Annotated in this window: 17 protein-coding genes; 6 read left to right on the forward strand and 11 right to left on the reverse strand. The window is 45.8% G+C overall.

Translation table 11 applies throughout. The features are described from left to right. Positions 1 to 173: 173 nt before the first annotated feature. Entirely contained in the window at positions 174 to 464 is a 291-nt protein-coding gene (locus HQ43_RS06390) for a hypothetical protein (RefSeq protein WP_052079486.1), read from the reverse strand. Positions 465 to 639: 175 nt separating this feature from the next. Here HQ43_RS06390 and HQ43_RS06395 point away from each other — a divergent pair, with 175 nt between their 5' ends. The 5 genes from HQ43_RS06395 (at position 640) to HQ43_RS06415 (ending at position 8,823) form a co-directional block, all read left to right on the forward strand. Beyond that, positions 640 to 1,626 carry a lactate/malate family dehydrogenase gene (locus HQ43_RS06395; protein WP_036791262.1) on the forward strand — a complete coding sequence of 329 codons (987 nt, stop codon included), beginning with the start codon at positions 640 to 642 and terminating at the stop codon, positions 1,624 to 1,626. 23 nt (positions 1,627 to 1,649) lie between these two features. Further along, a complete protein-coding gene (locus tag HQ43_RS06400) occupies positions 1,650 to 2,645 on the forward strand; it encodes a glycosyltransferase 87 family protein (RefSeq protein ID WP_036791264.1) in 996 nt (331 codons plus the stop codon). Between the two features lie 14 nt (positions 2,646 to 2,659). After that, positions 2,660 to 4,078 (forward strand): metallophosphoesterase family protein, encoded by a 1,419-nt coding sequence (locus HQ43_RS06405; RefSeq protein ID WP_052103118.1) that lies wholly within the window; start codon positions 2,660 to 2,662, stop codon positions 4,076 to 4,078. A gap of 67 nt (positions 4,079 to 4,145) precedes the next feature. Then, entirely contained in the window at positions 4,146 to 6,935 is a 2,790-nt protein-coding gene (polA, locus tag HQ43_RS06410) for a DNA polymerase I (protein ID WP_036791268.1), read from the forward strand. 13 nt (positions 6,936 to 6,948) lie between these two features. Then, the gene (locus HQ43_RS06415) at positions 6,949 to 8,823 is read left to right on the forward strand and encodes a ComEA family DNA-binding protein (protein ID WP_161785894.1); all 1,875 of its coding nucleotides are present in this window, start codon (positions 6,949 to 6,951) and stop codon (positions 8,821 to 8,823) included. 322 nt (positions 8,824 to 9,145) lie between these two features. Here HQ43_RS06415 and HQ43_RS06420 read toward each other — a convergent pair whose 3' ends face one another. From HQ43_RS06420 to HQ43_RS06465, 10 genes are all read right to left on the reverse strand, one after another. Beyond that, positions 9,146 to 11,134: a S41 family peptidase gene (locus tag HQ43_RS06420; protein WP_036791274.1), complete on the reverse strand. Its 1,989-nt coding sequence runs from the start codon at positions 11,132 to 11,134 to the stop codon at positions 9,146 to 9,148. Positions 11,135 to 11,172: 38 nt separating this feature from the next. Next, complete coding sequence (locus HQ43_RS06425; RefSeq protein ID WP_036791277.1) at positions 11,173 to 12,246, reverse strand: tyrosine-protein phosphatase; 1,074 nt, start codon at positions 12,244 to 12,246, stop codon at positions 11,173 to 11,175. Between the two features lie 196 nt (positions 12,247 to 12,442). Continuing rightward, positions 12,443 to 14,005, reverse strand: a complete 1,563-nt coding sequence (locus tag HQ43_RS06430; protein ID WP_036791281.1) for a YifB family Mg chelatase-like AAA ATPase — start codon at positions 14,003 to 14,005, stop codon at positions 12,443 to 12,445. An 8-nt stretch (positions 14,006 to 14,013) separates the two neighbouring features. After that, the gene (locus HQ43_RS06435; protein ID WP_036791284.1) at positions 14,014 to 15,075 is read right to left on the reverse strand and encodes a hypothetical protein; all 1,062 of its coding nucleotides are present in this window, start codon (positions 15,073 to 15,075) and stop codon (positions 14,014 to 14,016) included. 9 nt (positions 15,076 to 15,084) lie between these two features. Continuing rightward, positions 15,085 to 17,256 carry a tetratricopeptide repeat protein gene (locus HQ43_RS06440; RefSeq protein ID WP_036791287.1) on the reverse strand — a complete coding sequence of 724 codons (2,172 nt, stop codon included), beginning with the start codon at positions 17,254 to 17,256 and terminating at the stop codon, positions 15,085 to 15,087. Between the two features lie 52 nt (positions 17,257 to 17,308). After that, positions 17,309 to 17,542 carry an Imm17 family immunity protein gene (locus HQ43_RS06445; RefSeq protein ID WP_052103119.1) on the reverse strand — a complete coding sequence of 78 codons (234 nt, stop codon included), beginning with the start codon at positions 17,540 to 17,542 and terminating at the stop codon, positions 17,309 to 17,311. Between the two features lie 6 nt (positions 17,543 to 17,548). After that, entirely contained in the window at positions 17,549 to 17,980 is a 432-nt protein-coding gene (gene tsaE, locus HQ43_RS06450) for a tRNA (adenosine(37)-N6)-threonylcarbamoyltransferase complex ATPase subunit type 1 TsaE (RefSeq protein ID WP_036791290.1), read from the reverse strand. 78 nt (positions 17,981 to 18,058) lie between these two features. Next, on the reverse strand, positions 18,059 to 21,415 hold the full coding sequence (locus tag HQ43_RS06455) for a UvrD-helicase domain-containing protein (protein WP_036791293.1): 3,357 nt from the start codon (positions 21,413 to 21,415) through the stop codon (positions 18,059 to 18,061). Beyond that, positions 21,399 to 21,746 (reverse strand): translation initiation factor, encoded by a 348-nt coding sequence (locus HQ43_RS06460; protein ID WP_036791295.1) that lies wholly within the window; start codon positions 21,744 to 21,746, stop codon positions 21,399 to 21,401. Before HQ43_RS06460 ends, HQ43_RS06455 begins: the two co-directional genes overlap by 17 nt. A 13-nt stretch (positions 21,747 to 21,759) precedes the next feature. Continuing rightward, positions 21,760 to 23,439, reverse strand: a complete 1,680-nt coding sequence (locus HQ43_RS06465) for a S41 family peptidase (protein WP_036791298.1) — start codon at positions 23,437 to 23,439, stop codon at positions 21,760 to 21,762. A gap of 295 nt (positions 23,440 to 23,734) precedes the next feature. On the opposite strand from HQ43_RS06465, the gene HQ43_RS06470 reads away from it, so the two are divergent. Beyond that, positions 23,735 to 24,271, forward strand: a complete 537-nt coding sequence (locus tag HQ43_RS06470) for an SPOR domain-containing protein (protein ID WP_052103120.1) — start codon at positions 23,735 to 23,737, stop codon at positions 24,269 to 24,271. The last annotated feature ends 9 nt before the right edge of the window (positions 24,272 to 24,280 follow it).

Here is a 24,280-nt window from a genome sequence, read left to right on the forward strand (position 1 = left end):
GACATTTAATTTCTGACAATAGTAATTTGTTCTCATGGTAATAAAATGGTTAGCAGGATTGATTCTAATCCGGATTGTTCAAAAAAGACCCTACGCTCACGATCTTTCTCATACAAACATATATGAACCTTGACCGTGAGACAAGGGTCTTATCTATCGCTATAAAAACAGATTTATTCCTCTACGCCACGGGGAAAGAAGTCGAAGTTGTCTCCTCTCTCTTCTCTCATTATTTTGAGCGCATAGTCCAAGATAGTGGTGTCATCCAGTTTAACGATTCCTCCATCAGGACCCGGCTCGATGTGTATACCGGTGCTTCTTCCTTCTCTGAAGTTAGCTCCTCCAAAATAGTTGCGGACTGTTTCAGGTTTTAATCCCAACTCATCCGCTATACGTTGAATAGTGCCGTCAGGCAACATATCTTTTAGTCTTCTCAGTTCGTTGAATGTAAAAGTTCTCGACATAATTAAGAGTGGTTCTTTATAGAGTTTATGACTAAAGACGATTATGTACTCATAATTGTCTCTGTTGACTTGTTGCCAAATTAGTGATAATTTTCCCAACGTGCAAGTTTTCTTCTGCTTTTCTGCTTCTACAAAAAACGTATCTTTGTGTGTATAAGAAAAGACAAAAGAGTAAATGAACAGATTCCTTACCTCTGCCCCTTTCCTAATCATCGGAGCTACCGGACACATCGGAAGTGCACTGGCTTTTATGTCGGTGGCAATGCGTTTTTCTTCTCACCTGATTCTCTTCGGACGGGATGAGAAAAAGCTGTTGGGAATGCGGGAAGAGCTTTATGAATGTGGCGTCTATCCCATTCAGGTAGATATCATAACAGAACCGGAACAGCTGACAACTCTGCCTCCGGTTGCATTTGTGGCATATACGGTGAGTGTTCCTTTTCGGAAAGAGACAACACGTGAAGAGCTTCTTCTCTCCAATGGAGAGCTTACAGCCCGGCTTGCCACTGCTTTTGCTCCGTATATCCAAAGCACAAAGCTGTTGGTCTGTGTCTCCAATCCGGCAGATGCCATGGGTTTGGTTCTGCAACAGCAGACCGGTCTTGCTCCCGAAAAAGTGTGTTCGCTCTCGGCATTGGATACCACTCGCTATCGGAAACATCTGAGCAGAGCGTTGCATATTCCGCTTGAAGAGACCGGAGAAGTCTATACACTGGGAAGCCATGACGATAAAATGGTGGTGGCTTTCGAGGGTAGCCGTGTGCGCGGTATCCCTTTGTCTCATCTTGTCGGAGAGGGTAGGGGCTTTTCGTATGAAGACTTCGAGAGTGTGGAGGATATTGTTGTTCGAGGAGGACGATTCATTATCCGTCATCGGGGATATATGGCTTTTGAAAGTCCTGCCCTGCTTATGTTGGAGATGTTCAAGGCAACGTTGCAAGGGCAGAAACCTTTCACGATTCCTGCTTCACGACTTAGCGAACACCCTCTGTTCCCGAATGTTTTTATGGCATTGCCGTCTTGCATAGACACTAAAGGGGTACACCAAAACCGCGAGTACGCACCGGAAGGACGAGATTTAGAGAAACTCACGATAAGCTATAACTGGTTGAAGGATCAGCGAGAGGAGCTTATAAGAGCCGGGTATCTCAATTCTTTATAGTACTGATGTTATTCTTCTCTGCAATGGGCTTTGATCAAACACCATATTATGCACCTCTCTACCATCAGCTCCATGCTCTGTTTGGGGAGTGGTTGCCTTTGCTTTCTGCCGTTTTACTGCTGATAGCCATCGTGATGCTTCCGTTTGAACCGAAACGGAGGCTGCTTATCTTTGGTACTGCTGCTATCTTTCTGCCTGCGGCATACTTGAGAAGCGATATCAATATCCTGACGGTGGCTTCTCTTCTTTTGGTTTACACCGGTGTGAAAAGAGGGAAAGATGGCATTGCACCTCTATTCATCTGGTTGAGTGGTGGAGTCAATCTGATCGGATTATCCGTTCTGGTCTATTTCTTTTTCTCTTCCCGGAAAAAGAGTTTTCTGCTGTACACGCTCCTGTGGGGCGCTCTTTTCCTTATTTCCCAGCTGATCATCTGCGGAGGTATTCAGGGTATGACAGAGACCTATACAGAATGGTATGCTCTTTGGGAGCAGAAAAACAAGATCAATCTTCAGGATGATACCTTGAACCTTTCGTGGTTGGGGCTGCAACGTGAACTCGTACAACCGTTTTTTGGAGAGAGCTATCGGGATCGTTTCTTTTTTATCACCGCAATGCACATGCTCTTGTTGCCGATTCTCAAAACTCGCCACATGAGAGCTTATTCCCGTATGCCGGAGCTTTTTCTCGGCTCCATCCTGATGTTTTTGTCGCTTTTCAATACGGGAAATACGGTGTCTTCTCTCATTATGCCTGCTGTCGGAGTTATGGTCTGGACGCTTTTCTCCGCACATAGGAGCGGTATCAAGGTCTTTCTCTTTATACTGTTCATGCTCTCCTACATCCTGAGATTTGCTTTGCCGTATCTGCTTTTGTACGACAGATTGCTACTGATACCTCTCTGCATCATCTTCGTATTGAGTACCATCGAAATATGGAAGCTCTGCTACGATAAAAGCCTGTGGCGAGATGAAACAAAGGGAGGAAACATATTGAAAAAACTGGTGGATCATCTTTGATAAACGATATAAATATGAAAAGAAACAGAGTGAAAAGGAGTAAACATCGCTCTTCTCGTGCAAGGAAAATACGTTATATCCTTCTTCTTGTCATTGTATTGGGACTCGGTCTTTGGGTTAAGTCTCGTTGGCGTGCATGGTTTGTCTCTCCTCCCGAAGAGTCTTTCACGCTCTCCGAAAAGATTCAACGTGTTACGCTGACACCGGGAGAAGATGGTGTGGAAGATCGTACCATCTCTTGGATAACGGCTGTAAATGGAGAGGGGAGCCCGAAAGAGTTTGAGGTTTTACTCTATCGTATCCCCTCTGATACTCTTCCGTTCCGGACGGAAAAGCCGGTCTCTCGTGTGGTGGATACCCGTGGGGGGGCTACCGCAATGTATAGCGTGGCATGGAAAGACCTTGATACAGGAAAGTATCTTTATGAGATAGCCGGCAGCGGAGATGTTTTCAGAGATAGCTTTGAGATACGCTCGATAGATGCTTTAGAGGATACACTCATCTACATCGGTGATATTCAGGAAAAACATGAAGGCTGGGCAAAAGAGATTTTCGACTCTATTTCCAAGAAAGTACCAACTGTTTCGCTCTGGTGCTTTGGTGGGGATGCCATAGAGCGCGGACATCAAAAATATTGGGATATTTGGTACAACTCTGTCTCGGATTTTGCTTCCAATAAACCGATGGTCGCCGTTCCCGGAAATCATGAATACAACAAAGGGATCTTCAAAGCGATAGATGCTCGTTGGCCCTATGCGTTCAATTTCCCTCAAAACGGACCGGATAGAAGTATCGGACGCAGCTACTATATAGACTATCCCAACTTCAGATTTATAGGTATAGACAGTCAGGGGATAGAGTTGAACAGTCAGTTTTTCTCTTCTCGCCGTTGGCTCAAAGAGGTTTTGGTGTCTCGTGGAGATCGTTTTGCCATTGTGATGTTTCACCATGCCATATACAGCGTGAGAGAGGGACGTCTCAATCCGTTCATGCGTTATGGTTTCCGCTCCATATTGGAAGATAAAACCGACGGAGCGGATCTCATTTTGCAAGCTCATGACCACGCTTACTCTCGAATCATCAACAAGAAGAAAGGAGGAGGTCTTACAACTCCGGTCTATGTCATAAGTGTCTGTTCTCAAAAGGTTTATCGCAACGGCTTTGATGAGATACACGATAAGATAGCTTCCGGAATACCTCTGTATCAAACCATCAGAGTGGGCAAAGATTCGCTTTTCTATGCTTCGTATACCACTTCACACGAGTTGTACGACTCGGTGATCATATCCAAGGAAGGAAAGGTGGCGGATCTCGGACAAGATATTCCGGAACAGTTCAACTTTCAATTTCCTGATACATCGAAAGGAGAGAAGAAAAAAGCAAAATATGTAGCGAAAGTGGAGAAGAGAAAGGCGATGAAGCAGCAAAAATAGAATAAACAGCTTCATGAAAAATCTCTCTCTTTACTCTTGATTTTTAGTATTCCGTTATCCGATGAATATGTCAAAACAAAATCTATATCTCTTGGATGCGTATGCTCTTATATATAGGGCATACTTCGCATTCATATCCAGACCCCGTATCAACAGCAAGCAGCAGAACACGTCAGCCATTTACGGCTTCCTGCTTAGCTTTCGAGAAATTCTCAATCGCCCCGATGCTTCTTACATAGCAGTGGCTTTTGATACTTCGGAAGATACGTTCCGACACAAGATTTATCCGGAATACAAAGCGACACGTGAAGCATCGCCGGAAGCGATACGCTTTGCCATCCCATACATCAAAAAGATTGTCCAAGCCTACGGAGTAAAGATCTACGAAAAACCGGGCTATGAAGCGGATGACATTGTCGGTACCATCGCACACCGCATGGAGCATGAGAAAGGAACACGTCCGGATAGAGTCTTTCTGGTGTCTCCCGATAAAGACTATGCCCAGCTTGTTACGGACTATTCTCATCTGATGAGACCGGTTCAGGGAGGAGGGTTCGAGATACTTTCTCCAAACGATGTCAAGGAGAAGTATGGCTTTTCGGAACCATCTCGAATGATAGACTATCTGGCACTTATGGGGGATAGCAGCGATAACATTCCGGGTTGTGCCGGAGTGGGAGAGAAGTCTGCCGCAAAGCTTTTAGCCGAATATCCCGAAGGCATAGAGCAGATATACGAACATCTCGATGAGATAAAGGGAGCATTGAAGAAGAAGTTGGAGGCCGGGAAAGATATGGTTGCTCTTTCCAAAACATTGGTTACCATAGATAAAAATGTACCCATAGATGTTGTGGCGGAAGAGTGTCTGGTAAAAGAGAAAGATGTCGAGACTTTAAGAGAAATCTTCTCGGAGCTGGAGTTCAGAAGCTTTATGGATACCCTCTCTCCTATCGAATCCGGAGGAGATATTTCTTCATCCGGAACGCCGATGATGCGCAGCCTTTTCGACAGAGCCGAAGAGCCGGCTCCTTCGGAAGCTCCGGCTGCTCCCGGAGTGAAAGGAAAGTATCTCCGACTCACTTCCGAAGAGGAGTGCAAAGCCCTTGTGGAGGAGATCCGAAAGGCAGGACTTTTTGCGTTTGATACCGAAACGGACGGACTGGACTCGCAATCCGCAGGGATTGTAGGCGCATCTTTTGCCTGCAAAGAGGGAGAAGGCTACTATCTGCCCCTGCCTGAAGATCAAGAGGAGGCAGAAAAAGAGTTGGCAGTATTCCGTCCGCTGTTTGAAGATCCTGAAATCCTTAAAATAGGGCAGAACATAAAGTTTGATCTCGGAATCCTTCGTCGTTACGGCATTACCTCTCACGGCAGACAGTTTGATACCATGGTCGCTCACTATCTTATAGATCCGGAGTTGAGTCATGGTATGGATTATCTTTCATCCGTCTATCTCAACTATAAGCCCCAACCTATAACCGAACTCATTGGAGAGCGAGGAAAAAAGCAGCTATCCATGAGGGATGTAGAAGTAGATAAGGTGGTGCAATACGCTGCAGAAGATGCGGATGTAACGTTAAGACTTTATCATGTCTTGCGAAAGAAGATAGAAGCAGATGCCGCACTGAAAAAACTCTTTTACGATCTGGAGATGCCTCTCACGATGGTGCTGGTCGATATGGAAGCGGAAGGGGTTACCATCTCTACCGAGACCCTGTCCAAGGCAAAGAAAGGTCTCGAAGAGCGTCTGTACGATATAGAGAAAAGCATTCACGAACTGGCAGGTCTTCCGTTCAATATCAACTCTCCCAAAGAGGTTGGAACTATTCTTTTTGAACATCTTCGCCTGGTGGAAAAACCGAAAAAAACGAAGACCGGAGCCTATGAAACGCGTGAAGAGACCTTGCAGAAGCTAAAGAGCAAGCATCCGATTATAGAACAAATCTTGCAATATCGCGGTATAAGAAAACTTCTTTCCACTTATGTGGATGCGTTGCCGGAGCTTATAAACCCGAAGACAGGGCGCATACACACCAGCTTCAATCAGACCGTTACGGCAACGGGAAGGCTCTCCAGCACCAATCCCAACCTGCAAAACATTCCCGTCAGAGACGATGATGGCAAAGAGATTCGCCGGGCATTCATTGCCAACTATACGGATTCTGTATTCCTTTCTGCGGATTATTCGCAGATCGAGTTGCGTCTCATGGCGCATCTGAGTCAGGATCCTGCCATGATAGAGGCTTTCAAGAATGGTATGGATATCCATACGGCTACCGCTGCCAAAGTGTTCCACACCACAACGGAAGAGGTTACAAGCGACATGAGACGCAAGGCAAAAACGGCAAACTTCGGTATCATATACGGCATTACTCCTTTTGGTCTCAGCGAGCGTCTCGGTATCCCTCCCAAAGAAGCCAAAGAGATTATAGACGGTTACTTCGCATCTTTCCCGCAGGTAAAGGCATACATGGACAAGTCCATAGAGAATGCCGCAGAGAAAGGCTATGTCGAGACCATCATGGGAAGACGGAGATACCTCAAGGATATCCATTCCGGCAACTCCGTTGTGAGAGGTTTTGCCGAGCGTAATGCCATAAACGCTCCCATACAAGGCTCGGCAGCGGACATCATTAAGCTTGCAATGGTGCGGATTGCAGAGCGTTTCCGGAGAGAGCGGATACGTAGCACCATGATGCTTCAAGTGCATGACGAACTGAACTTTTCGGTTTTTAAGGATGAGCTGGACAGGGTGAAGCAGATTGTCCGAGAGGAGATGGAGCAGGTCTATCCGGAGATAACCATCCCTTTGACGGTGGATATAGGTGTGGGCGAAAACTGGCTTGAAGCGCACTAAACGGTTTTTCGGGGTGAGACCGATACTGTTTCTCCTGCTGCTCTTAGGATACTTTGCCACCACCTATGGGCAATCTTCGGTTGCGGGAGAGCTTCTTTTGGAAAGACTCAGAGAGTATAGCTACACCGATGAGGAGATCGAACTCTTTGTGCAACACCTTGAAACGCTCCGCTCTACTCCTCTTAATCTCAACACGGCTACCTCCGAGGAGCTTGCCCGAATCCCCTTTTTTGACGACTTTTTTATACGCAACTTTTTGCAGTATCGCAGTCGGCATGGTGCTTTTGTCTCTATTTACGATCTCAAAAATGTACCCGGAGCAAGGGTCGAATATATCTCTCTTTTAGAGCCGTTCTTTTCCACTGAAACGCTTACTGCTCCGGTGGAACAGAGTATTCGGGTAGAACTTTTTGAGTCTCTCTCCATTCCCCGATATGCTCATCGGCAACGTCTTTCGCTCCATAGAGGAAAGGCGTGGATGATGAGCTGGAATGCCGAACGAGATGCCGGAGAAAAATGGCTTCCTTTCAAGCAAGGGCTCTGGACGCATCACAATATATTTCTCTCTTATAACGCTCATCCGACATCCTCTTCTCCCGTTCGCCGCTTCATTTTAGGCGATTACCGGCTGCACACCGCACTTGGTGTGATGAACGGCATGGGTATCTCTTTTTATGCCAAACAGGAGACAGGGTATCGTCTTGCCCTGCCTCGCCAATCCGAAATATCGCCACACAACTCATTCCAAGAGTGGAACTATCTGCGAGGATTGGCTCTCACTCTCACCTCCGCACCATTCTCTTTTACGCCTTATATCGGCTACACACCTTTGCAGGTATCGTTATGGTCAGGAGAAGATCGCATCAGAACCATCTACAAAGATGGTAAGCAGCGTCTCTCTTCCGACCAAGTGCATTTGCTCACCTTGGGAGGTTATTTCAAGTTTACTCCTTCGCCGCTTTTCCATGCCGGTTTTCAAGCTCTCAACAACAGCTTTACAGCGCTTTCCGACAATAGACGTCTCTACCCTCCGGCTGCTTATCTGCAAGAGTTATCCCCCACTCGCTTCGCCATAGATATGGCATGGAGAGGGGCAAATGCCTCTGCTCTTGCGGAGGTTGTACTGCCTCATCGGGGAGCTTACGGCAGTGAAGCGGCTGTGGCGGTGCTTACTTACAGAAACGACTATTGGGGTATGTTCTCTCTTGTTGCCCGTCACTTGGGGGAGCGATTTGCGATGCTGCACACCTCCACATACGGACACTTTTCTTCCCAAAAGAACGAACAGGGCATGCGTATCGCTTGGAACGGAGAGCTTTTCCGCGGGTGGAGAGGAAGTCTGAGTACTGACTTTTACCGCTCTATCAGGCACGAGGAGCGGAGACCATCGCAAGCAGGCTCGGAAGTGATCCTGCGAATGGAGAAAGCCGTTGCCGAAACGGAGACGATGCTTTCTTTGAAGTTTGCCAAAAGAGATACGGGGAGCAAGCTCTCTTTCAGATTCAGAGAGAACCGGGAGATAGGAAAAGGGCATCATCTTTCTTCCTACTTTTTCGGCTCTTATGCCGGAAACAAGAAGTATGGATGGAGTCTTGCCGCCAAACTGATGGGGAACATCGGAGAAGAGTGGTACTATCGTGCCTCGCTCCAGTATTATGATACCCCCACATGGTTACAGGCAGTGAGAAGCGTGGAGAGCAACTCTCCTCTTCACTACCATACTCCGATGCTTTATGGCAAGGGTTTGAGCGGTGCTTTGATTGCAGGTTACCGCCGGAAAAACAGCTTCTCCGTTTCCCTGAAAACATCTTACAACCACATCTTCCATAATCCTACGGAGCAGAAATCTGATCCTGTTGCGGAAGTAACACTTAAACTTTTTCTCTGAACAGATAGAAAACATCTTCTATACGGCTTTATATCTTGTGTTAAACAGATATAAAAGTAGCAGTCGAGGCTTGGTGTTTGCAAATCACGATTTGATGGCTGCAAACCAAGCCTTGAAAACCAAAAACCAAGCCTTGATTTGAATCTGTGAAAAGGTTCAGACCAACTTCTTAATCTGTTTACAATAGTTTGTGAACCGCTTCGGAGAAAGAATCATAAGGCTTCTTGCTGCGGAGAGATGCGGAGCAGAGAGCCGGTAAACAGAAAAAGCGGGTACGACAGAGCGATCCTCTGCCGTACCCGCTGCTATTGTTGTAAAGAGATTACAGATCTTTTCGGATCTGCTCCAATGTCCGGCGAAGAAGATAGTCGTCTTGGCTGTGCATTTCGGCAAGAGAAATAGGGATCTCTATATCCGGAATCACTCCTCGTCCTTTAGGGAAACGATCATCCACGGTCTCGTCAAAGACACAACGTACCATCGGTATCGTGCAGGTGAATTTACTATGATCCAGCTCAATGTTGGCAAACTTCACAGCAGTAAAGCAGTGATAGGTGGTAGCCGTTTCTCGTCCGATGACGGTGCCTCTTCTGTTATATTTTACTCTACCCGCAAACTCGGTGGAAGCGGAAGCCGATTTTGCATCGGTCAGAACATAGAGACGACCCTTGTAGATACTTCTTGTGGAGTCCGACGGACTCGGATCTTCTTTCGGCATAAGGTATAAACCTTTTTTGCCGGGAATGGGATGGTAGCCGGTGAAAAGGCTGTCGGACGGGATGAGGTTCATGGTAGGAGTCTTGAACAAGTGCGCATTGACCATACTGTAAGACTTTCTTGGCGGAGTGTCGTCCTCCATCACTTCTCTTGCAATGGCATATAACACCTCTATTGATCCTCCGGAATTGTTGCGAAGGTCGAAGATGATGCTGGGCTTCTCTTTATCTCTCATTTTACGGATAAAGGCAACGACTTCGTCTGTCTCTACTTCGTTCAGCTCGAATGTGGAAAGACCTATGTAGGCAGTAGTATCATTCAGCTCTTCCAACTTGAACTGTGTTTTGTGTCTGTTGGCTCCCCAGATATTAAAGAAGCCTGCCGCCTCTCTGCCGTAAGGGATGCTGTTGCCCTGCTTGAACATTGGAACGGTAACCTCTTTCCCATCTGCAAAAGTGAGAGTAGTACCGGGCTTTTTGCTGTTTTTGTTGGCTTGAGGGTGGAGAACCGGATAGTTTAGAGCCAAAACTCTATCGAGATATGAAGCGACCTGTCCGTCGTAAACAAGATGGCTCGGAGAGATATAAAGTTCTAAGCTGTCGATAGCCTGACCATTGATTTTGACAATCTCTTTGCCTATATATGAACGATATTTTGCCGTAGCCATTATTGCCATCACTTTCCCTTCGAGCTTTCCATAGAATATTTCAGGAAGCATGGGGAGATCTACTTTCGTATGGGTGTGAGTGCTTATGAACAGATGAGAGTCGTGTATCTTCCGGTTGAAAGCAGCGATCCTCCTGCCAAACTCTTTGCGGCTGATCTTTTCGGGCAGGCGGGCAATCTCGGATGAGACAAAGGTATCGTACTCTTCGATACTCATCAAGTCCGTCAGAGATGGGTATATCTCCTTTATGGCATCGGCAAGTCTGCGGTAGTCTGCTTCTGCTTCTGCCTTGGTCAGAACAGCCTTAGGCTTCACGATTGTGGAAGCTCTGAAGGTGGACTTGAGCCCGAAAGGAGCCATCGGATCGCTTGGTGTGCCTTTTGAAGAGGATATAGATAAGCCGACGGAGCTTGTCGGGATCTTTTTGTAGGAGTAGTGGGCTGTTCCCAAGACCTCTCCGCGACGGATCTTCTCTCCCGTGCGGAATAGTTTTTTGAGCTTTATGCCCGAAAAGTTAATCTTATCTCCGTTGGCAAGTTTTATGGTTACCATTCCGGTCAGATACCGTGAGGAACCATACTTTTCCTCCATAGCTTTCTTATTCTTCTCTATGGCACTATCGAAATCGCCATCATAGGTGAAAAATAAAACGTAAGAGAGAGATATATTGTATGATAATCCGGCAGAGATAACTGTACCATCCGCCGGCGCCAATACCTCCGTGCTTTCGGTTGTGGAGATGAAGATATGCTCGGTATTGAGTTCTTCACCTATTTTATCCTGTGGCTTAAAAAGAATATCACTCCCTGCGGCTTTATCTTTGATAGGCCAAAGGAGTGATGTCTGTGCGTTAAGGGTGGCTGTGCCAAGTAAAAAGAGGCAGAGTAGAGCACAGAGCTGTCCTCCGAGAAGTCGGGTTGTTTTCATTTTATTTTTGATTATTGGTTGTTCTAAGAGAGGATCGCTTATTCGAGAAGAAGCTTTCTCAGCTTCATTCTGTCTTCAAACGACAGTCCGTACATCTCTTTCAAGTATTCGTCTATGGAGCTGTATCGGCTGATGATCTCTTGATAGATTGCCACTATATTCTCATCCGTTGTAACATAGTAGTACATCAGATTTTCCTGTATCTGCGGATCCAGTGTGTTGATGTTGGGTACGAGGGTCCGAATGTCCAGCATTTGGTTGCTCAGCAGACAGTCTTCTATCACAGCATTTGCGGGAATACCTATTGCGGAGTGTACGATGAGAAAGAAGAATGCAACACGATCTTTCCCCAGATTGTCCGTTATCAGAATCGGGTAATTGGACTCATTAAGAAGGAATTGGAACGCTTTGGTAAACTGTTTGCGACTCTCAAAAGCAAAATTTCTGGACGCATTCATCTTGAAGTTTCTAATCTCTTCCGTTACTGCATTACCCTTATACACTTCGGAGAGAAACTCCGAATAGTTGACCGGCTTATCTGCCTTAAGGCTTAAGGTCTGTATCCCTGTCGGTAAAAGTCTTGGGCGTTTGCTGTAAGATGGAACATCTTCGTCTAAAGAGAGAATACTTCTGACGCCCAACCTCTTTAGAAAGAGAGAGTCTGTGGAAGATAGAGAGCGTAATCTGCCGGAGCGGAAAAGCCTTCCCCATCTCATATTGAATCCCTCTTCGGAAATGTATCCTCCTGCGTCTCTAAAGTTCGGGGTGGCTCCCATGGGTAGGTGTCTCATTGCTGCAACCGTGCTGATCTTTCCTTCAAATTCCAACAGGAAGTATTTTTGACTGAAGTTGTCCGTTGTTACAAACGTTGCGGTGTTCTCTCCGATAGGCATCACCATCGCAGGACTATTCGGGAAAAACTCCGGTCTGTCCGATACATATATATTGACTTTGCCGGGCATTGCCGGTGTAACCTCCCATTTGATGACGTAGTTACCCACTTGATTTTTGTCGCAATTGGTTGCAACATTATAGGCAGACTTGGCACATCCTCCCGCTATAAAGAGAGAGGATAAAAACAGAGCGATAAGAAAAATATGAGATACTTTCATAGGTTCTAATGTCTTGCACTATTATATGATAATGCTTCGGTGTCGTGGAACACTTTAAGCACGACAGCCCTTCAGCAGTCGGCTGTTGGTTGGATTGTGAAAACCATTTGATACAAATATAACCGAGTAAAATTGATTATAGAAGCGATTTAGCATAAATTTAGTGGGTTATATAGTTTATTATGGGTTCATAGCTCTAATTCCCCCAATTGGAACGGTCCAAATTGCGATAGTTTACAGCTTCTCCAATATGCTTGGTCGTGATCGACTCGGAGCCATCCAGATCGGCTATTGTCCTTGCTACTTTGAGTATGCGATCGTAGGCCCTTGCCGAAAGAGAGAATCTGTCCATGGCGCGTTTCAGTATGGCAGTGCACTGTTCGTCCAGTCTTGCATATTTCTGAAGCAGTTCGGGTGTCATCTGTGCATTGGTGTATATACCTGAACAGCCTTCAAATCTATCCTGTTGTATCTTTCGTGCTTTTAGAACACGTGCTCTGACGTCTTCACTGCTCTCTCCATTTTCTCGTTTGGAAAGGGCTTCAAATGGGACAGGAGCTATTTCTATCTGTATGTCTATTCTGTCCAGCAGAGGACCGGATACTTTGTTCAGGTACTTGGACACCGCTCCCGGAGGGCATTGGCAACGGACATCGGGATGATTATAGTAACCGCAAGGGCAGGGATTCATACTTGCGACAAGCATGAATGATGACGGGTAGCGGGCAGATGCTTTTGTGCGAGAAATGGAAACCTCACGATCTTCCAAAGGTTGGCGGAGCACTTCCAACACGTTACGAGAGTACTCCGGAAGTTCATCCAGAAAGAGTACTCCGTTATGCGCCAAACTTACCTCGCCCGGAAGAGGATTAGCTCCTCCTCCGACCATGGCAGTGGAGGATAGTGTATGGTGTGGCGCTCTAAAAGGACGATGCTTCAGTAGAGAGATGCCATGCGGTAATGTGCCTGCCACAGAGTGTATGGAGGTTGTCTCCAATGCTTCATTGAGAGTGAAAGGCGGTAAAATACCGGGCAGACGTTTCGCTATCATGGATTTTCCACTGCCCGGAGGACCTATGAGGATAATGTTGTGCCCTCCCGCTGCAGCCACTTCCATTGCTCGCTTGACATTCTCCTGCCCTTTGACATCGGCAAAGTCCGAACGGATGTGAGTGTAGGCGTTGGCAAACTGATCTTCTATCCTAAGAGAAACAGGAGATAATCCTTCCTCTTTATTGCGCAGAAGATTCACCACATCAGAGAGCGTTTCTGCTCCATATACATTAAGACCGGAAACTACGGCGGCTTCGAGGGCATTCTGCTTGGGTACAATGATGCCGGAAAAACCTTCTCCATGAGCATGAAGAGCCATAGGTAAAATACCTTTTACGGGTTGGAGAGAACCATCGAGAGATAGTTCGCCCATGATCATGAACTTTCCGGGAGCATCTTCAGGTATCTGACCCGTGCAGGCAAGTATGGCAATGGCTATCGGTAAGTCGAACAGAGTGCCTTCCTTTCTAATATCCGCAGGAGAGAGATTGACCAGATAACGCAATCCTATTTTGTAATCGAACCCACTCTGTTTTATGGCACAAACCACTCGTCGATAGCTTTCTTTTACGGCAGTGTCGGGTAATCCGACAAGCGTAAAGGAACTCCCTCGTTCGGCTTCTACTTCCACGCTTATTGTTGTGGCATGTATTCCGCAAACGGTAGCAGCAAAGGTTTTTACAAGTTTAGATTTAGGCAGATCCATCGGTGTGGTTACTTTTTGAGGATTATCTCTCTTAATTTCTGTTCAAATATCTTTGCCTCCTTCTCTTGATAGCGTGCCACATAAGTGGAATCGAATAGCATATAATAAGGCTCCTCGTAAATGTAGAGCTGCTCGGCTATACGTGTTGCCAAGGCTATGCTATCCGCTATGGGGATATAGGCAAGCTTGTGTCGTCTTTTCTTTAGCAGGTCTTTGGGTATGGTATCAGAGTTGGTGAAGAGAGCAATTACAGGAACCTGAAGACTGTCTGCAAGAGAGATCCAACTCTTTTCATTTGCCCTGCCGATGCTGTCTGTACTCCAGTTTTGCATTGCTGTAACCACAAAATAGGGATGTTTACCCCAGCGATCGGAAATCTTTTTTTTCTTCTCTTTACCGGGATCTTTGGTAAAAGTATATAGCATGTTGTCCGCAAAAAAAGTGAAGCTCAGATCTTTTCGGTAGGACATGTCTGTACGAAGAGGAAATAGTCTGTCGGCAATATAGAGGTATCCGGATTCGGACGGACCACCCAAAAGTGTGTCTGCAACGAGAGAACTGCCCGAAAGTTCCTTAAGAAAATCGTTGTAGGTAAGGGCTGCAATGCTGTTCGGATCCTCTTGTACAAGTGAAATAAACTTTTTCATCATGACGCTATCCACGTCTGCAAGCGGAAATGACAGAGCTTGAGCGTAGGAGGCAAAGTCCTTATTCGGACTCTTTTTTCCTGTTTTGATGGATTGCTTGTCGAGGTCTATTAAAATTTTGTTCTTGCTGTTTTCCGGTAAGAGAGGCATGATCAACTCTCCCCCCGAGGTGTAAAGAACATGAATAAGAACGGTATCCATACCTACCGTATCGGGTAAGATAAAGGATGTCCCATACTCATGGCTACGAAGTACCGTATTGGTGGAGGAGAAGGTATATGCCCAAAGGGAGTCCTTTTCCTTTGTAGTGTGTATTACTTTTACTTCTACTCCGGAATGTCTCTCTTTAGAGTGTTTAGAGCAGGCACTCACGGAGATGAGAGCAAGAAGCAGTAGGATGGATTTATAGATGAATCTATTCATGATAAAGGCTTATTGAAAATCAAAAGAGTCGTAAAGCAGTCCCCATTCGGTCTCCGTAAAGATGTTGCTTATAGGCTCTATGTAGTATTGCTGCCACTGAAGGATACTTTCGTTATCGTCATATCCTCTCCATTTTTTGTAAGATTCCATCGCTTCGGGAACTTGATTCAAGTAGATAAGAGCGTGTCCTTTATATATATAGTCCGACTTCTTCATTTCACTTTCAGGTATCAGCTCCCATTTTTCAATGGCATCCTTATAGCGTTCCATTTTGTATAGTTGTAACGCCAGCCTGCGAAGAATGGAGTAGTTCGGGCTTTCTGTCAGAACATAAGCCTTATAGTATATGTCAAGAGCCTTTGCGTTGTCTCCTGTCTTGGCATAAAGTTGAGCAAGTTTGGACAAAGCCGGAATGTTTGAACCTACTACCTGCTCGGCTTCGTCCAAGTATTGATGCGCTTCGTTATAGGTCTTAGGAGTCAAACTCTTTAGATCTCCCAATTTAAGTAGAGTACCCACATGAAGAGGATCCAAGCGGTGGGCTTCCAGAAGATACTCTTCCACATCTTTGCTTGAAACAGCATCTGATCCGAACAGACTCTCATCCGATATTTTCTCAGCCAACAGAGCGGCTAAACGAAAGTCGGATGCCGAGATCAACGAACGTTTCAGAACCATGAGAGAGTACGACTTATATCCTGACTCCAACAGGAGAGAGGACAAAGTGCGATTCTGTTCGGCAGTAAGAGGGATATTTTGTGAGGGGGAAGTGTCTATAATGAACGCTTTGTGAAAGAATACGTGGGAGGTGAAGTTGTAACTTCTTTCCAGATGGAAAAATCGGTAAGTCGTATAAACAAAGTCTCTAATACCCTCACCAATAGAACCTTCGAGAAGATCTTCTGCCTCTATCGGTTTGATAGAAGATAGAGCTTCTGAAGGAATTTCAGACATCTTTGCTATCTGAGACCAATTCCCCATACAAGCATAAGCATACAAGTCGCCGGAGCAGAGTCTCCCGCCGGGAGAAATGAAAGGAAGCAGCTTGAGAAAATAAGTCATCTCTTCGCTTGCCAGTCTAAAATGGGTAAGGTCAAAAGGCATCAACCAGTTTACAGGCTCGTAAAAGAATGGAAATCGGCGGAGTTCTGTTGTGGTGTGATAGTGTATATCTTTTGTTTTGGCGAATGAAGTTTGCAGTTCGTTCATTGCTTGCATTAGCTCGGCATCTTCACCCGACTCCTTTATGCGCTCTAAAAGCTCTTCCGTATTTCCGACACCGCCGAAGATATTCATCTTACGAGCCATATCTTCAAGGCGGGAAGATATTTCACTCTTATATCGTTCGTGATCTTCTTGAGTCGTAAAGGTAGGATAGTAAGCAAGAAGAAACTCCATAAGCCTGTTTTGCCACTCTTCTGTTTGGAACTCTTCCTCTTCTCCTATGACGAGAGCGAGCTGCTCCTTGCCCAGTAAGGATATTCTTTTAGAGTGATGAGCCGTTAAAAGGAACAACGCAGCCGTAGCCCATCCTGCAACTTTGGTGTGAGGGTCTTGTGTCAAATCTTTTATCAAACGAAACTTGAGCGGGCAGAAAAAAGCATTAAGCCCCAAGAACAGGCTGCTAACAATAAGTCCGGCAGTAATTATTTGAGTCTGATCTCTTTCGCTTCCGGATAGAACAGGGCAGTTTACGATAACATCATAGAGACCGGATGTAAGAGGTGGTGAGCAAGATAGAAAGCGGAATATCCGGTTACGAGATTTCCAAACCTCTTCTCTACTTGTGGAGTCATTTATGGACAGATCATTAAGAACAGACTCAATGTTCTCCACATCTCCTCCCCACTCTGATGCCAGCTTCATTATGGGATGATCAAAGCTATGGTTCGAGGATCTTGTTGCAAAGTAGTAGAAACGATCGACCTGTTCAGCCAGCTTACGGCGCAGATCTTCAAGGATGTTCACTCTTTCGGGATCCGCCACACCTGTATGGAGATACTGCTTCATGGGAGAAAGAACCTGGAGAGCAGATCTGTATGTACTTGTCCACTTGTTGTAGCCATAATGTTCCTCTATGGACTCCATCTCCTTACAGACAGCTCCTAATCTGTTTTGCTCAAGCAGGAGGATAAGATTGTCGTAATATTGTTTGGTTAGATTGTAGTCTATCTGTTCCATCAACTGAACTATTAACTATCTGGTTGTCGTATCTTAAATGGTATTGTCGGTATCAGAGCATATCTTCTGCATGAATCCAACCCCATAAACCGCATCCTAAAAGAAGGACTCCGAGGGTGGCATAAAGTAGTCTTGCTCCGCTCTTTCCCAAGTTTTGTCTCGCATATTTCGTGCCGTGGCTGTTGAAAAACCACTTACTCCCCAGTATGCTAACCGAAAGGGCTAATATACCGGGCAGGATAAACATGATCGCAAGAGCCAGACGGACGAAAGAGAGTGGGGACATCGGACACTAACTGAAAAAAGGAAATGCACGCATTACACGAGTACCATCGGCAGAGGATTCTATCTCCACTTTTATGGTACCATCTGGCATAAATGGCTCTAACACTTCGGGCCATTCTATAAAACAGTATCTGCCACTCTCCAGATAATCTTCTGCCCCTACGTTGAAAGCATCATTGCTGGTTTCTAACCGGTAGCAGTCGAAGTGGTAAACCGATTCAAATCCGACACCACCCTTATATTCATTGACAATTGCAAAGGTCGGGCTTGCGGTGGTCTCTTCCACTCCCAAGAGTGAGCAGATAGATTTGATGAGAGTCGTCTTTCCCACACCCATGTTAGCATAGAAAGCAAAAACGCGGGCTTCGGGAAAAGAATCTATAAGCTCTTTTGCCACTTCCGAAAGCTGTTCTAATTTATATCTTTTATGAAAGGTCATAAGTGTTATTCCTACGTGTTGATATCTCGCTTTATCCTACAAATATAACCCAATTTTCGGGTGCTTGCAAAAACTGATTTACTCTGTTACAGGGACGATTTCGTCCAACAAAACATACCAGACATAGCCGGTTATCTTCTTAAATACGATAGACCGATAGAGGGAGCAGTAGTACTCAACCTGCTTTACGTGTTTTTTGCTGACCTGCTCTCCAAACTTATAGTCTATGATCGTGATTCTGCCATCCGGATGAAGGACTACTCTGTCGGGTCTTTGCGTTGTCTCGTGGAGCAATATCGCTCGTTCGTTCAACACCTCCGCATCATCTGAGAACCAATCCGAAGAAACAGGATCATTGTTCCGCTTTTCTATCAGAGAGCGAAGCTGTTCGGACTCTTGCTCCGTAAGGCTTCTTTTTTCTTGAGCTTCTTTCAAAAGGTCATCAAGTTCTGATATGCTCTTCAAGGCAGAGAGTGTAAAGTGCATTCTCACCCCTTTTGCTCTTTCGGTTTCCTGTTCCAAATAGATCGCATAGTCGGGAGCTTTTATGTTTAAGTCCCCAAATCGGGGAGTAGTAGAAAGCTTCTCCAACTCTATGGTATCGCTCTCCTCTTCCACTTCATTTGCATTCTCGGAAACGATATATGGAGAACCATAAGGGAAGAACATAGTTGTACTGCTTTGTCCTTCTTCATCGCACTCTATCAATGGACACTCTTGCTGTTTTAGAATACCTTTATCTTGCAGTTTCTCTATGGTGTTGAATACCACACTTGAGATAGAAAACGGTGCCGGCTCTTCTTTTCCTTTGCTGTCTTCTTTCTTTACAATCTTCGAGAGTACATGTAGCTCTTTCTCTGCACGAGTATAGGCAACGTACAGCAGATTAAGCTCATCTTCATAGAGTTCAAGCATCTTTTTATTGTACAACTCTCGGAAGTGTGTGTGCGCACATTTGTTCTGTAGTGGCACTATATAGAGAGGAAGAGCGGCAAACTCACTTGGAAGAGATTGAGAGGATACGAAAATTTTATTCTGTTTCCTTGCCATCTTCCAAGATACGAACGGAAGAATGACGACCGGATACTCCAAACCTTTTGCACTATGGATGGTTCCCACCTTGATTGTAGAGTTTGCTATGCTCTCCGGCATTGGGACTTTTGTTTTATGACCCTGTTCTTCCCACCATTCGTAGAACAATCGGTAGGTAGAGACTTGCTCTTTAGTATATTGAAACAAGATGTCAAGAAAAGTGTTCAGATAGATCTCTTCTCCCTGCTCTATTGGCTTAAGCAGTTCCACCACCAGAGTTATGGTTTCAAAAATAGAGCGTCCGTAGGCTGCCGTATCCATCATGCAATGATACAGTTCATCTTTTCCCATTAGGGAAGAAGATATGATCCTAAGACGGTCAAGATGCAGAAAGAACTCCTGCTTATAGCTGTCCGAACTTGGAAATGCGAGGTGTTTGATATAGGCAATCAGAAGAAGGACTATTGGAGAGGCATCTGCGGTAAGAGCTTCATTGGAGAAGAAGTCGAACCGGAACTTAGGATTATCCTTGTAGGTCTCTTTCAGGTAGCCCAACAGCAGGGCTACTCTTGCTGCCTCGCTGTTGTCTCTCACAAGGATGGCAATATCTCCCGGTTTGTATCCTCTCTCAAAAAGATCTATTAAGTACACCTCCAATAAATCTTCTTCGGTTATCTGCGGTTGTTTTTCCGTTTGTTCTTCCGGCTGTTTTTTCGATTGTTCTTTTTCTTTCAGGAACAGGTGAGTAATATAACCCGGCTTTTCGGTATCATGACACTCTTTATCCCATTTCGGAGCGGTCTGTTGGGAGACCTCTTCTTCTGTATAGACTTTGTGAGAGATAGAGTTTGCGCTGCTTTCATAAAGTCCTCCCTCTTCCGTTCCGAAGATCGAAAAATCTACGGCATTACTGAAAAAATTGTTGTTGAAATCTACAACATTGGGAAGACTTCTCCAGTTGATCTCCAGCCTTTTGCTGTTTGTTACTCTTTTCAGATCCGGATCGCCGGGTACTTTTGTGGCAAGAAGAGAGCTTTCAGAGCCTCTGAATCGGTATATACTCTGCTTCACATCTCCCACGAGAAGATTTTCATTGTCATACGCGAGGCTTTCCATGAGAAGAGGCTTAAAGTTCAGCCACTGCACTTTAGAGGTGTCTTGAAACTCATCTATCATGTAGTGCTTGATTCTCGATCCCACTTTCTCGTAAACAAAAGGTACTTTGGCTCCGGATATGATTCTGTGAAGAAGTTGGGAAATATCGGATATGATAAGACAGTTGTTCTCTTGCCTGTATTTTTCGATGTACGCATATAGCTTTACCAGTATGGGCAGTGTGTCCAGATTACTCTGCAATACGATTGCCGTAACCACATCTTTCTCTACCTCATCGTACAGCTCCACTGTCTTTTCCAGCAGAGGAGCGATGTCTTCATGGAGCGCATTGATCTCCTCCTTGCGTTCTTTTCTCACCTTAGATGCAGCAAGGTTGCTTGTCTCATCCTCCCAAAGTTTCATGAATGTGGATCTGGACTTCGGATTCATCTTGCTATACTCCTCGTCCCAAAACTTTGTCCCAAGTTTTCCCAGCCTGTCCACGACCCTCACGAGCTCGTTTTTTAGAGCGACTGTTACTTCATCTCTTCTGATGCCTGCGCTATCCAATATCTCGACAACATGTGTAAGAGGATCCACGTATTGCTCTATCCTCTCTTTGGCTATGGCTGTCAATTCTTTCTTCGCTTCCTTGATCTTTTCAGGAGAGAAGCTCATCCTCTGATCGGCAAAAATCTCTGCAAACTCTTCCACGAACAGCAAAGGAGCCAAATCAGATAGCTTTTTCGGTATGGAGACTATCTGATCCTTTTGCAGAGACTCCTTGAGCATGCTTCCGATCCAATCCAAAACAACTTTATTCTCTTCCGTCTCGAGAGAGCCGAAAAGGCTGTCCATGGCTTTTTTCTGAACCACATCGGTATCCATTTCCACCTCATAGTTGTTCATCACATCTATCTCTATGGCGAAAGAGCGGACGATCTCTTGAAAAAAGGAGTCTATTGTCTGTACCCTGAAGTCGCCATAGCCGTCGAGGATAGCCTCCAATGAAGACTTGGCTCTCTGCTGTATGATTTCGGGCGAAAGGCTCAGCTCCTCTTGCAGAGCATCCATGAGGGGCGACTCTTCCGGTGTATGGGTAAGAGTGTGTAGCTCTCTCAGTATTCGATCTTTCATTTCCCCCGTTGCTTTGGTTGTAAAAGTAACGGCAAGGATATGCTTGAACGCTTTCGGATAGCTCTCTTTCAGAATCAGTTTGATGTACTCCAACGTTAGCCGGAATGTTTTACCGCTTCCGGCAGAGGCAGTATAGATGGTCAGAGGAGTATGGTTATTGTCTTTCTGCATCTTCTTTTTTCATGTCGGCAAGGAGTGCTTCCACCTGGGCGACCCGATCTCCTTGAATAATGATAAGGTCATCCTTGACCGAACCTCCTACTCCGCATTTCACTTTCAATATCTTGCCAAGCTCTTTGAGGTCTTCCTCTTTCCCGACAAAACCCTCCACAACGGTAACGATCTTGCCTTTTCTCTGCCGGGCATCCTTATAGACACGCAGGCGTTGGCGGTGTAAGGGCAGAGTGTCGGGCTTTTCTATCTGCAGTGTTTCGTATTTGAAGTCGGGATTTGTGGAGTAGCATATCCCCACTCTCTCCTCTCGTTCTTTGCGTGAACTCATACCGGTCTCTCTTTTATTTCTTTGGGAAAAGGATTTTGTTGTACTCTTTCGGGTTGCTCAGTATCTCTATCGCTTTCGTAACCGTGGGATCTGTCTCCATGTTTACCGCATATTGCGCCTCCATGCCGAAGTAATAGGCAGCCAGAAACTCTTTGAGATAGGCGGAGATCAACTTTTTGTGCGGCACAATGTCTCTTTTAAGATTGGGTTCCAACTGCTTCTTGAGAGTCTCGAAAGCCTCTTTGCTCGACTCCGAATAGCCTTCAAACTCTATCAATCTTTCCAATGCGGATACCACTTTCCGGCTTTGCTCGCCGTATCTGAACTTCTTTTCTTCCAAGAAGCTTACCAGCCCTTCAAACTCCTCATCCGTTATTTTGATCTCTTTAATGGACTGCACTTTCGGGTTTTTCAGGAACAACCTGCCGGCATACTCGAACAGAGAGCCGTCTCTCAGCATGTAGATCACTATGCCGGGCAGTATTTCGTCTTTGATTTCTATGTCCGGACGAATGCCTCCACCGTCTCTCACCTCTCTTCCGTTCGTTGTCTTGAACAGTGTTGTAAGGCTGTCCGGAACAGCGGCAACCGATCCGTCCGGTTGCTTATGCGAGTAATCTATCTGCTGTATGCACCTTCCACTCGGGATGTGGTAGCGTGCAGTGGTTACCTTCAACAGCCCTTTGTAGGGGAGAGGGCGTGTGGTCTGCACCAATCCTTTGCCAAAACTTTTACTACCGATAAGTACCGCTCTGTCCAGATCCTGCATTGCTCCGGCAACGATCTCGGAAGAGGAGGCACTGTTGCCGTTGATAAGGACTGCGATAGGTATTTTCGTATCCAAAACCTTACCGGAAGTATAATATTTTTGAGACGTTCCTACCTGACGTCCTTTGGTCTCGACCACCAATGTTTTCTCCGGAACGAACATGCTCAATATCTCTATCGCTCCTCCCATGACGCCTCCGGTATTGCCCCGAAGGTCTAAGATGAGGCTTTTCATCTTCTTGGTGTCTCGGAGTTGGGTGAACGCATCCATCACATTCTGCGCACTTTTATCCGTGAAAGAGGATAGGCGGATATAGCCGACACCATCCCCGTATATGCCGCGATGGACTACCTGATCCACTATCACTTTTTCTCTCACAAGCGTAACCTCTCTCTCCTTATCTTCTCCCAGCCTTCGGATGGTTACTTTTACCGATGTCCCGACCGGGCCTTTGAGCAGATTGCTCACTCTAGCATTGGTACTCGGTATGACGGAAAGGGTATCTATCTTCACGAACATGTCTCCCACTTTCAGTCCGGCGCGTTCAGCCGGAGTGTTGGGCATCGGATTGGAGACGTAGACAACGGAGTCGCGCTGCTGGATGAATGCACCTATTCCGCCATACTCACCTGTTGCCATAAACTTGAAATCTTCTGTTTCGGACTGCTCCAGGTAGTTCGTGTAGGGGTCTAACCCTGCCAGCATGCTGTTCATCCCCTCCGAGAAGATGCTCTTCATATCTATGGTATCCACATAGAGGATGGAGAGATTGTTGAGCAGAGCCGAGAAGATCTCTTTCGATCTGCTCATCTCCAACTGTGTTTTTCTGTCTCTCTCTTTCAGCTTTTGTACATCTGTTTGCGCATGAAGAGATAGGGAAGCTCCCAGTAGCAGGATTATGCCTGTAAGTATTCGTTTTATCATGATTTCGGAATGCTCTTTTTATATATTCTCAATATGGTATTATAAGTAACGAAGATAGCTATTTTTCGTAGAATACCCGTTATCCGGCACTCTTGTAGAGGGCACGATGAGGCGGGGGATAGAGCCTCGTATTTCCCCGCATACTCTTTCCGCTCATTCTCCAATGGCGATTTCCGGAGCCGGTTTTGGGCACTCTTCGGAGGCTCTATCTTGCTCTCCGGGCACGTTTGAAGGGTATCGTTTTAGAATAAAAGTGTATCTTTGAGCCGGATAACAAACTAATCTGAAGCAAACAATGAGATCAAATATATCCATAAGGAGTGTGCAGTTTCTCTTCTTGCTGCTCTTTCTGCTTTTTGCTTCCGGCACTGCGTTGAGTGCTCAAACCGATGCGCCGATGCCTCAAAAGGATATTTTCGAGGTTTTGGCAAGGATCGAGATGGGAAGGGGAGTAGTAACTATCCGCCAGTCTTCTGCCATCAAGGCTCTTGTCGGAACGGGGCTCTCTTTGGACAGCAAGGTGTATTCGGAAGAGATTATGGCTGTCGGGGCGGTTACCTCAGAGCAGAAAGTGGTCGGGTATAGAGTGCAAATCTATAACGGTAACGGTACTAAGGGGAGAAGCACAGCGGCATACAGAGAAAAGGTGATACAGGAAGCTCATCCGGAGCTTGCCACTTACTTGCAGTTTCAAGCCCCATCTTGGAAGCTGCGTGTAGGTAACTTCCTGACGCAAGCAGAGGCAAGAGACGCCATGGTGAAGCTGAAAAAAGATTTTCCTGCATTTGCAAGAGATATGTACGTAGTCCGGGATGCGGTCTACCGTTTTTAACTGATCTAT

This window comes from Porphyromonas canoris (assembly GCF_000769115.1).
Lineage (GTDB): Bacteria > Bacteroidota > Bacteroidia > Bacteroidales > Porphyromonadaceae > Porphyromonas_A > Porphyromonas_A canoris.

Coding starts and splice junctions, on each gene's coding strand:
- HQ43_RS06440 (WP_036791287.1), bottom strand. CDS start 17,256: ATGGAACAGATAGACTACAATCTAACCAAACAATATTACGACAATCTT.
- HQ43_RS06395 (WP_036791262.1), top strand. CDS start 640: ATGAACAGATTCCTTACCTCTGCCCCTTTCCTAATCATCGGAGCTACC.
- HQ43_RS06430 (WP_036791281.1), bottom strand. CDS start 14,005: ATGGATCTGCCTAAATCTAAACTTGTAAAAACCTTTGCTGCTACCGTT.
- HQ43_RS06455 (WP_036791293.1), bottom strand. CDS start 21,415: ATGCAGAAAGACAATAACCATACTCCTCTGACCATCTATACTGCCTCT.
- HQ43_RS06465 (WP_036791298.1), bottom strand. CDS start 23,439: ATGATAAAACGAATACTTACAGGCATAATCCTGCTACTGGGAGCTTCC.
- HQ43_RS06405 (WP_052103118.1), top strand. CDS start 2,660: ATGAAAAGAAACAGAGTGAAAAGGAGTAAACATCGCTCTTCTCGTGCA.
- polA (WP_036791268.1), top strand. CDS start 4,146: ATGTCAAAACAAAATCTATATCTCTTGGATGCGTATGCTCTTATATAT.
- HQ43_RS06470 (WP_052103120.1), top strand. CDS start 23,735: ATGAGATCAAATATATCCATAAGGAGTGTGCAGTTTCTCTTCTTGCTG.
- HQ43_RS06390 (WP_052079486.1), bottom strand. CDS start 464: ATGTCGAGAACTTTTACATTCAACGAACTGAGAAGACTAAAAGATATG.
- HQ43_RS06420 (WP_036791274.1), bottom strand. CDS start 11,134: ATGAAAACAACCCGACTTCTCGGAGGACAGCTCTGTGCTCTACTCTGC.
- HQ43_RS06435 (WP_036791284.1), bottom strand. CDS start 15,075: ATGAATAGATTCATCTATAAATCCATCCTACTGCTTCTTGCTCTCATC.
- HQ43_RS06460 (WP_036791295.1), bottom strand. CDS start 21,746: ATGAGTTCACGCAAAGAACGAGAGGAGAGAGTGGGGATATGCTACTCC.
- tsaE (WP_036791290.1), bottom strand. CDS start 17,980: ATGACCTTTCATAAAAGATATAAATTAGAACAGCTTTCGGAAGTGGCA.
- HQ43_RS06400 (WP_036791264.1), top strand. CDS start 1,650: ATGGGCTTTGATCAAACACCATATTATGCACCTCTCTACCATCAGCTC.
- HQ43_RS06445 (WP_052103119.1), bottom strand. CDS start 17,542: ATGTCCCCACTCTCTTTCGTCCGTCTGGCTCTTGCGATCATGTTTATC.
- HQ43_RS06425 (WP_036791277.1), bottom strand. CDS start 12,246: ATGAAAGTATCTCATATTTTTCTTATCGCTCTGTTTTTATCCTCTCTC.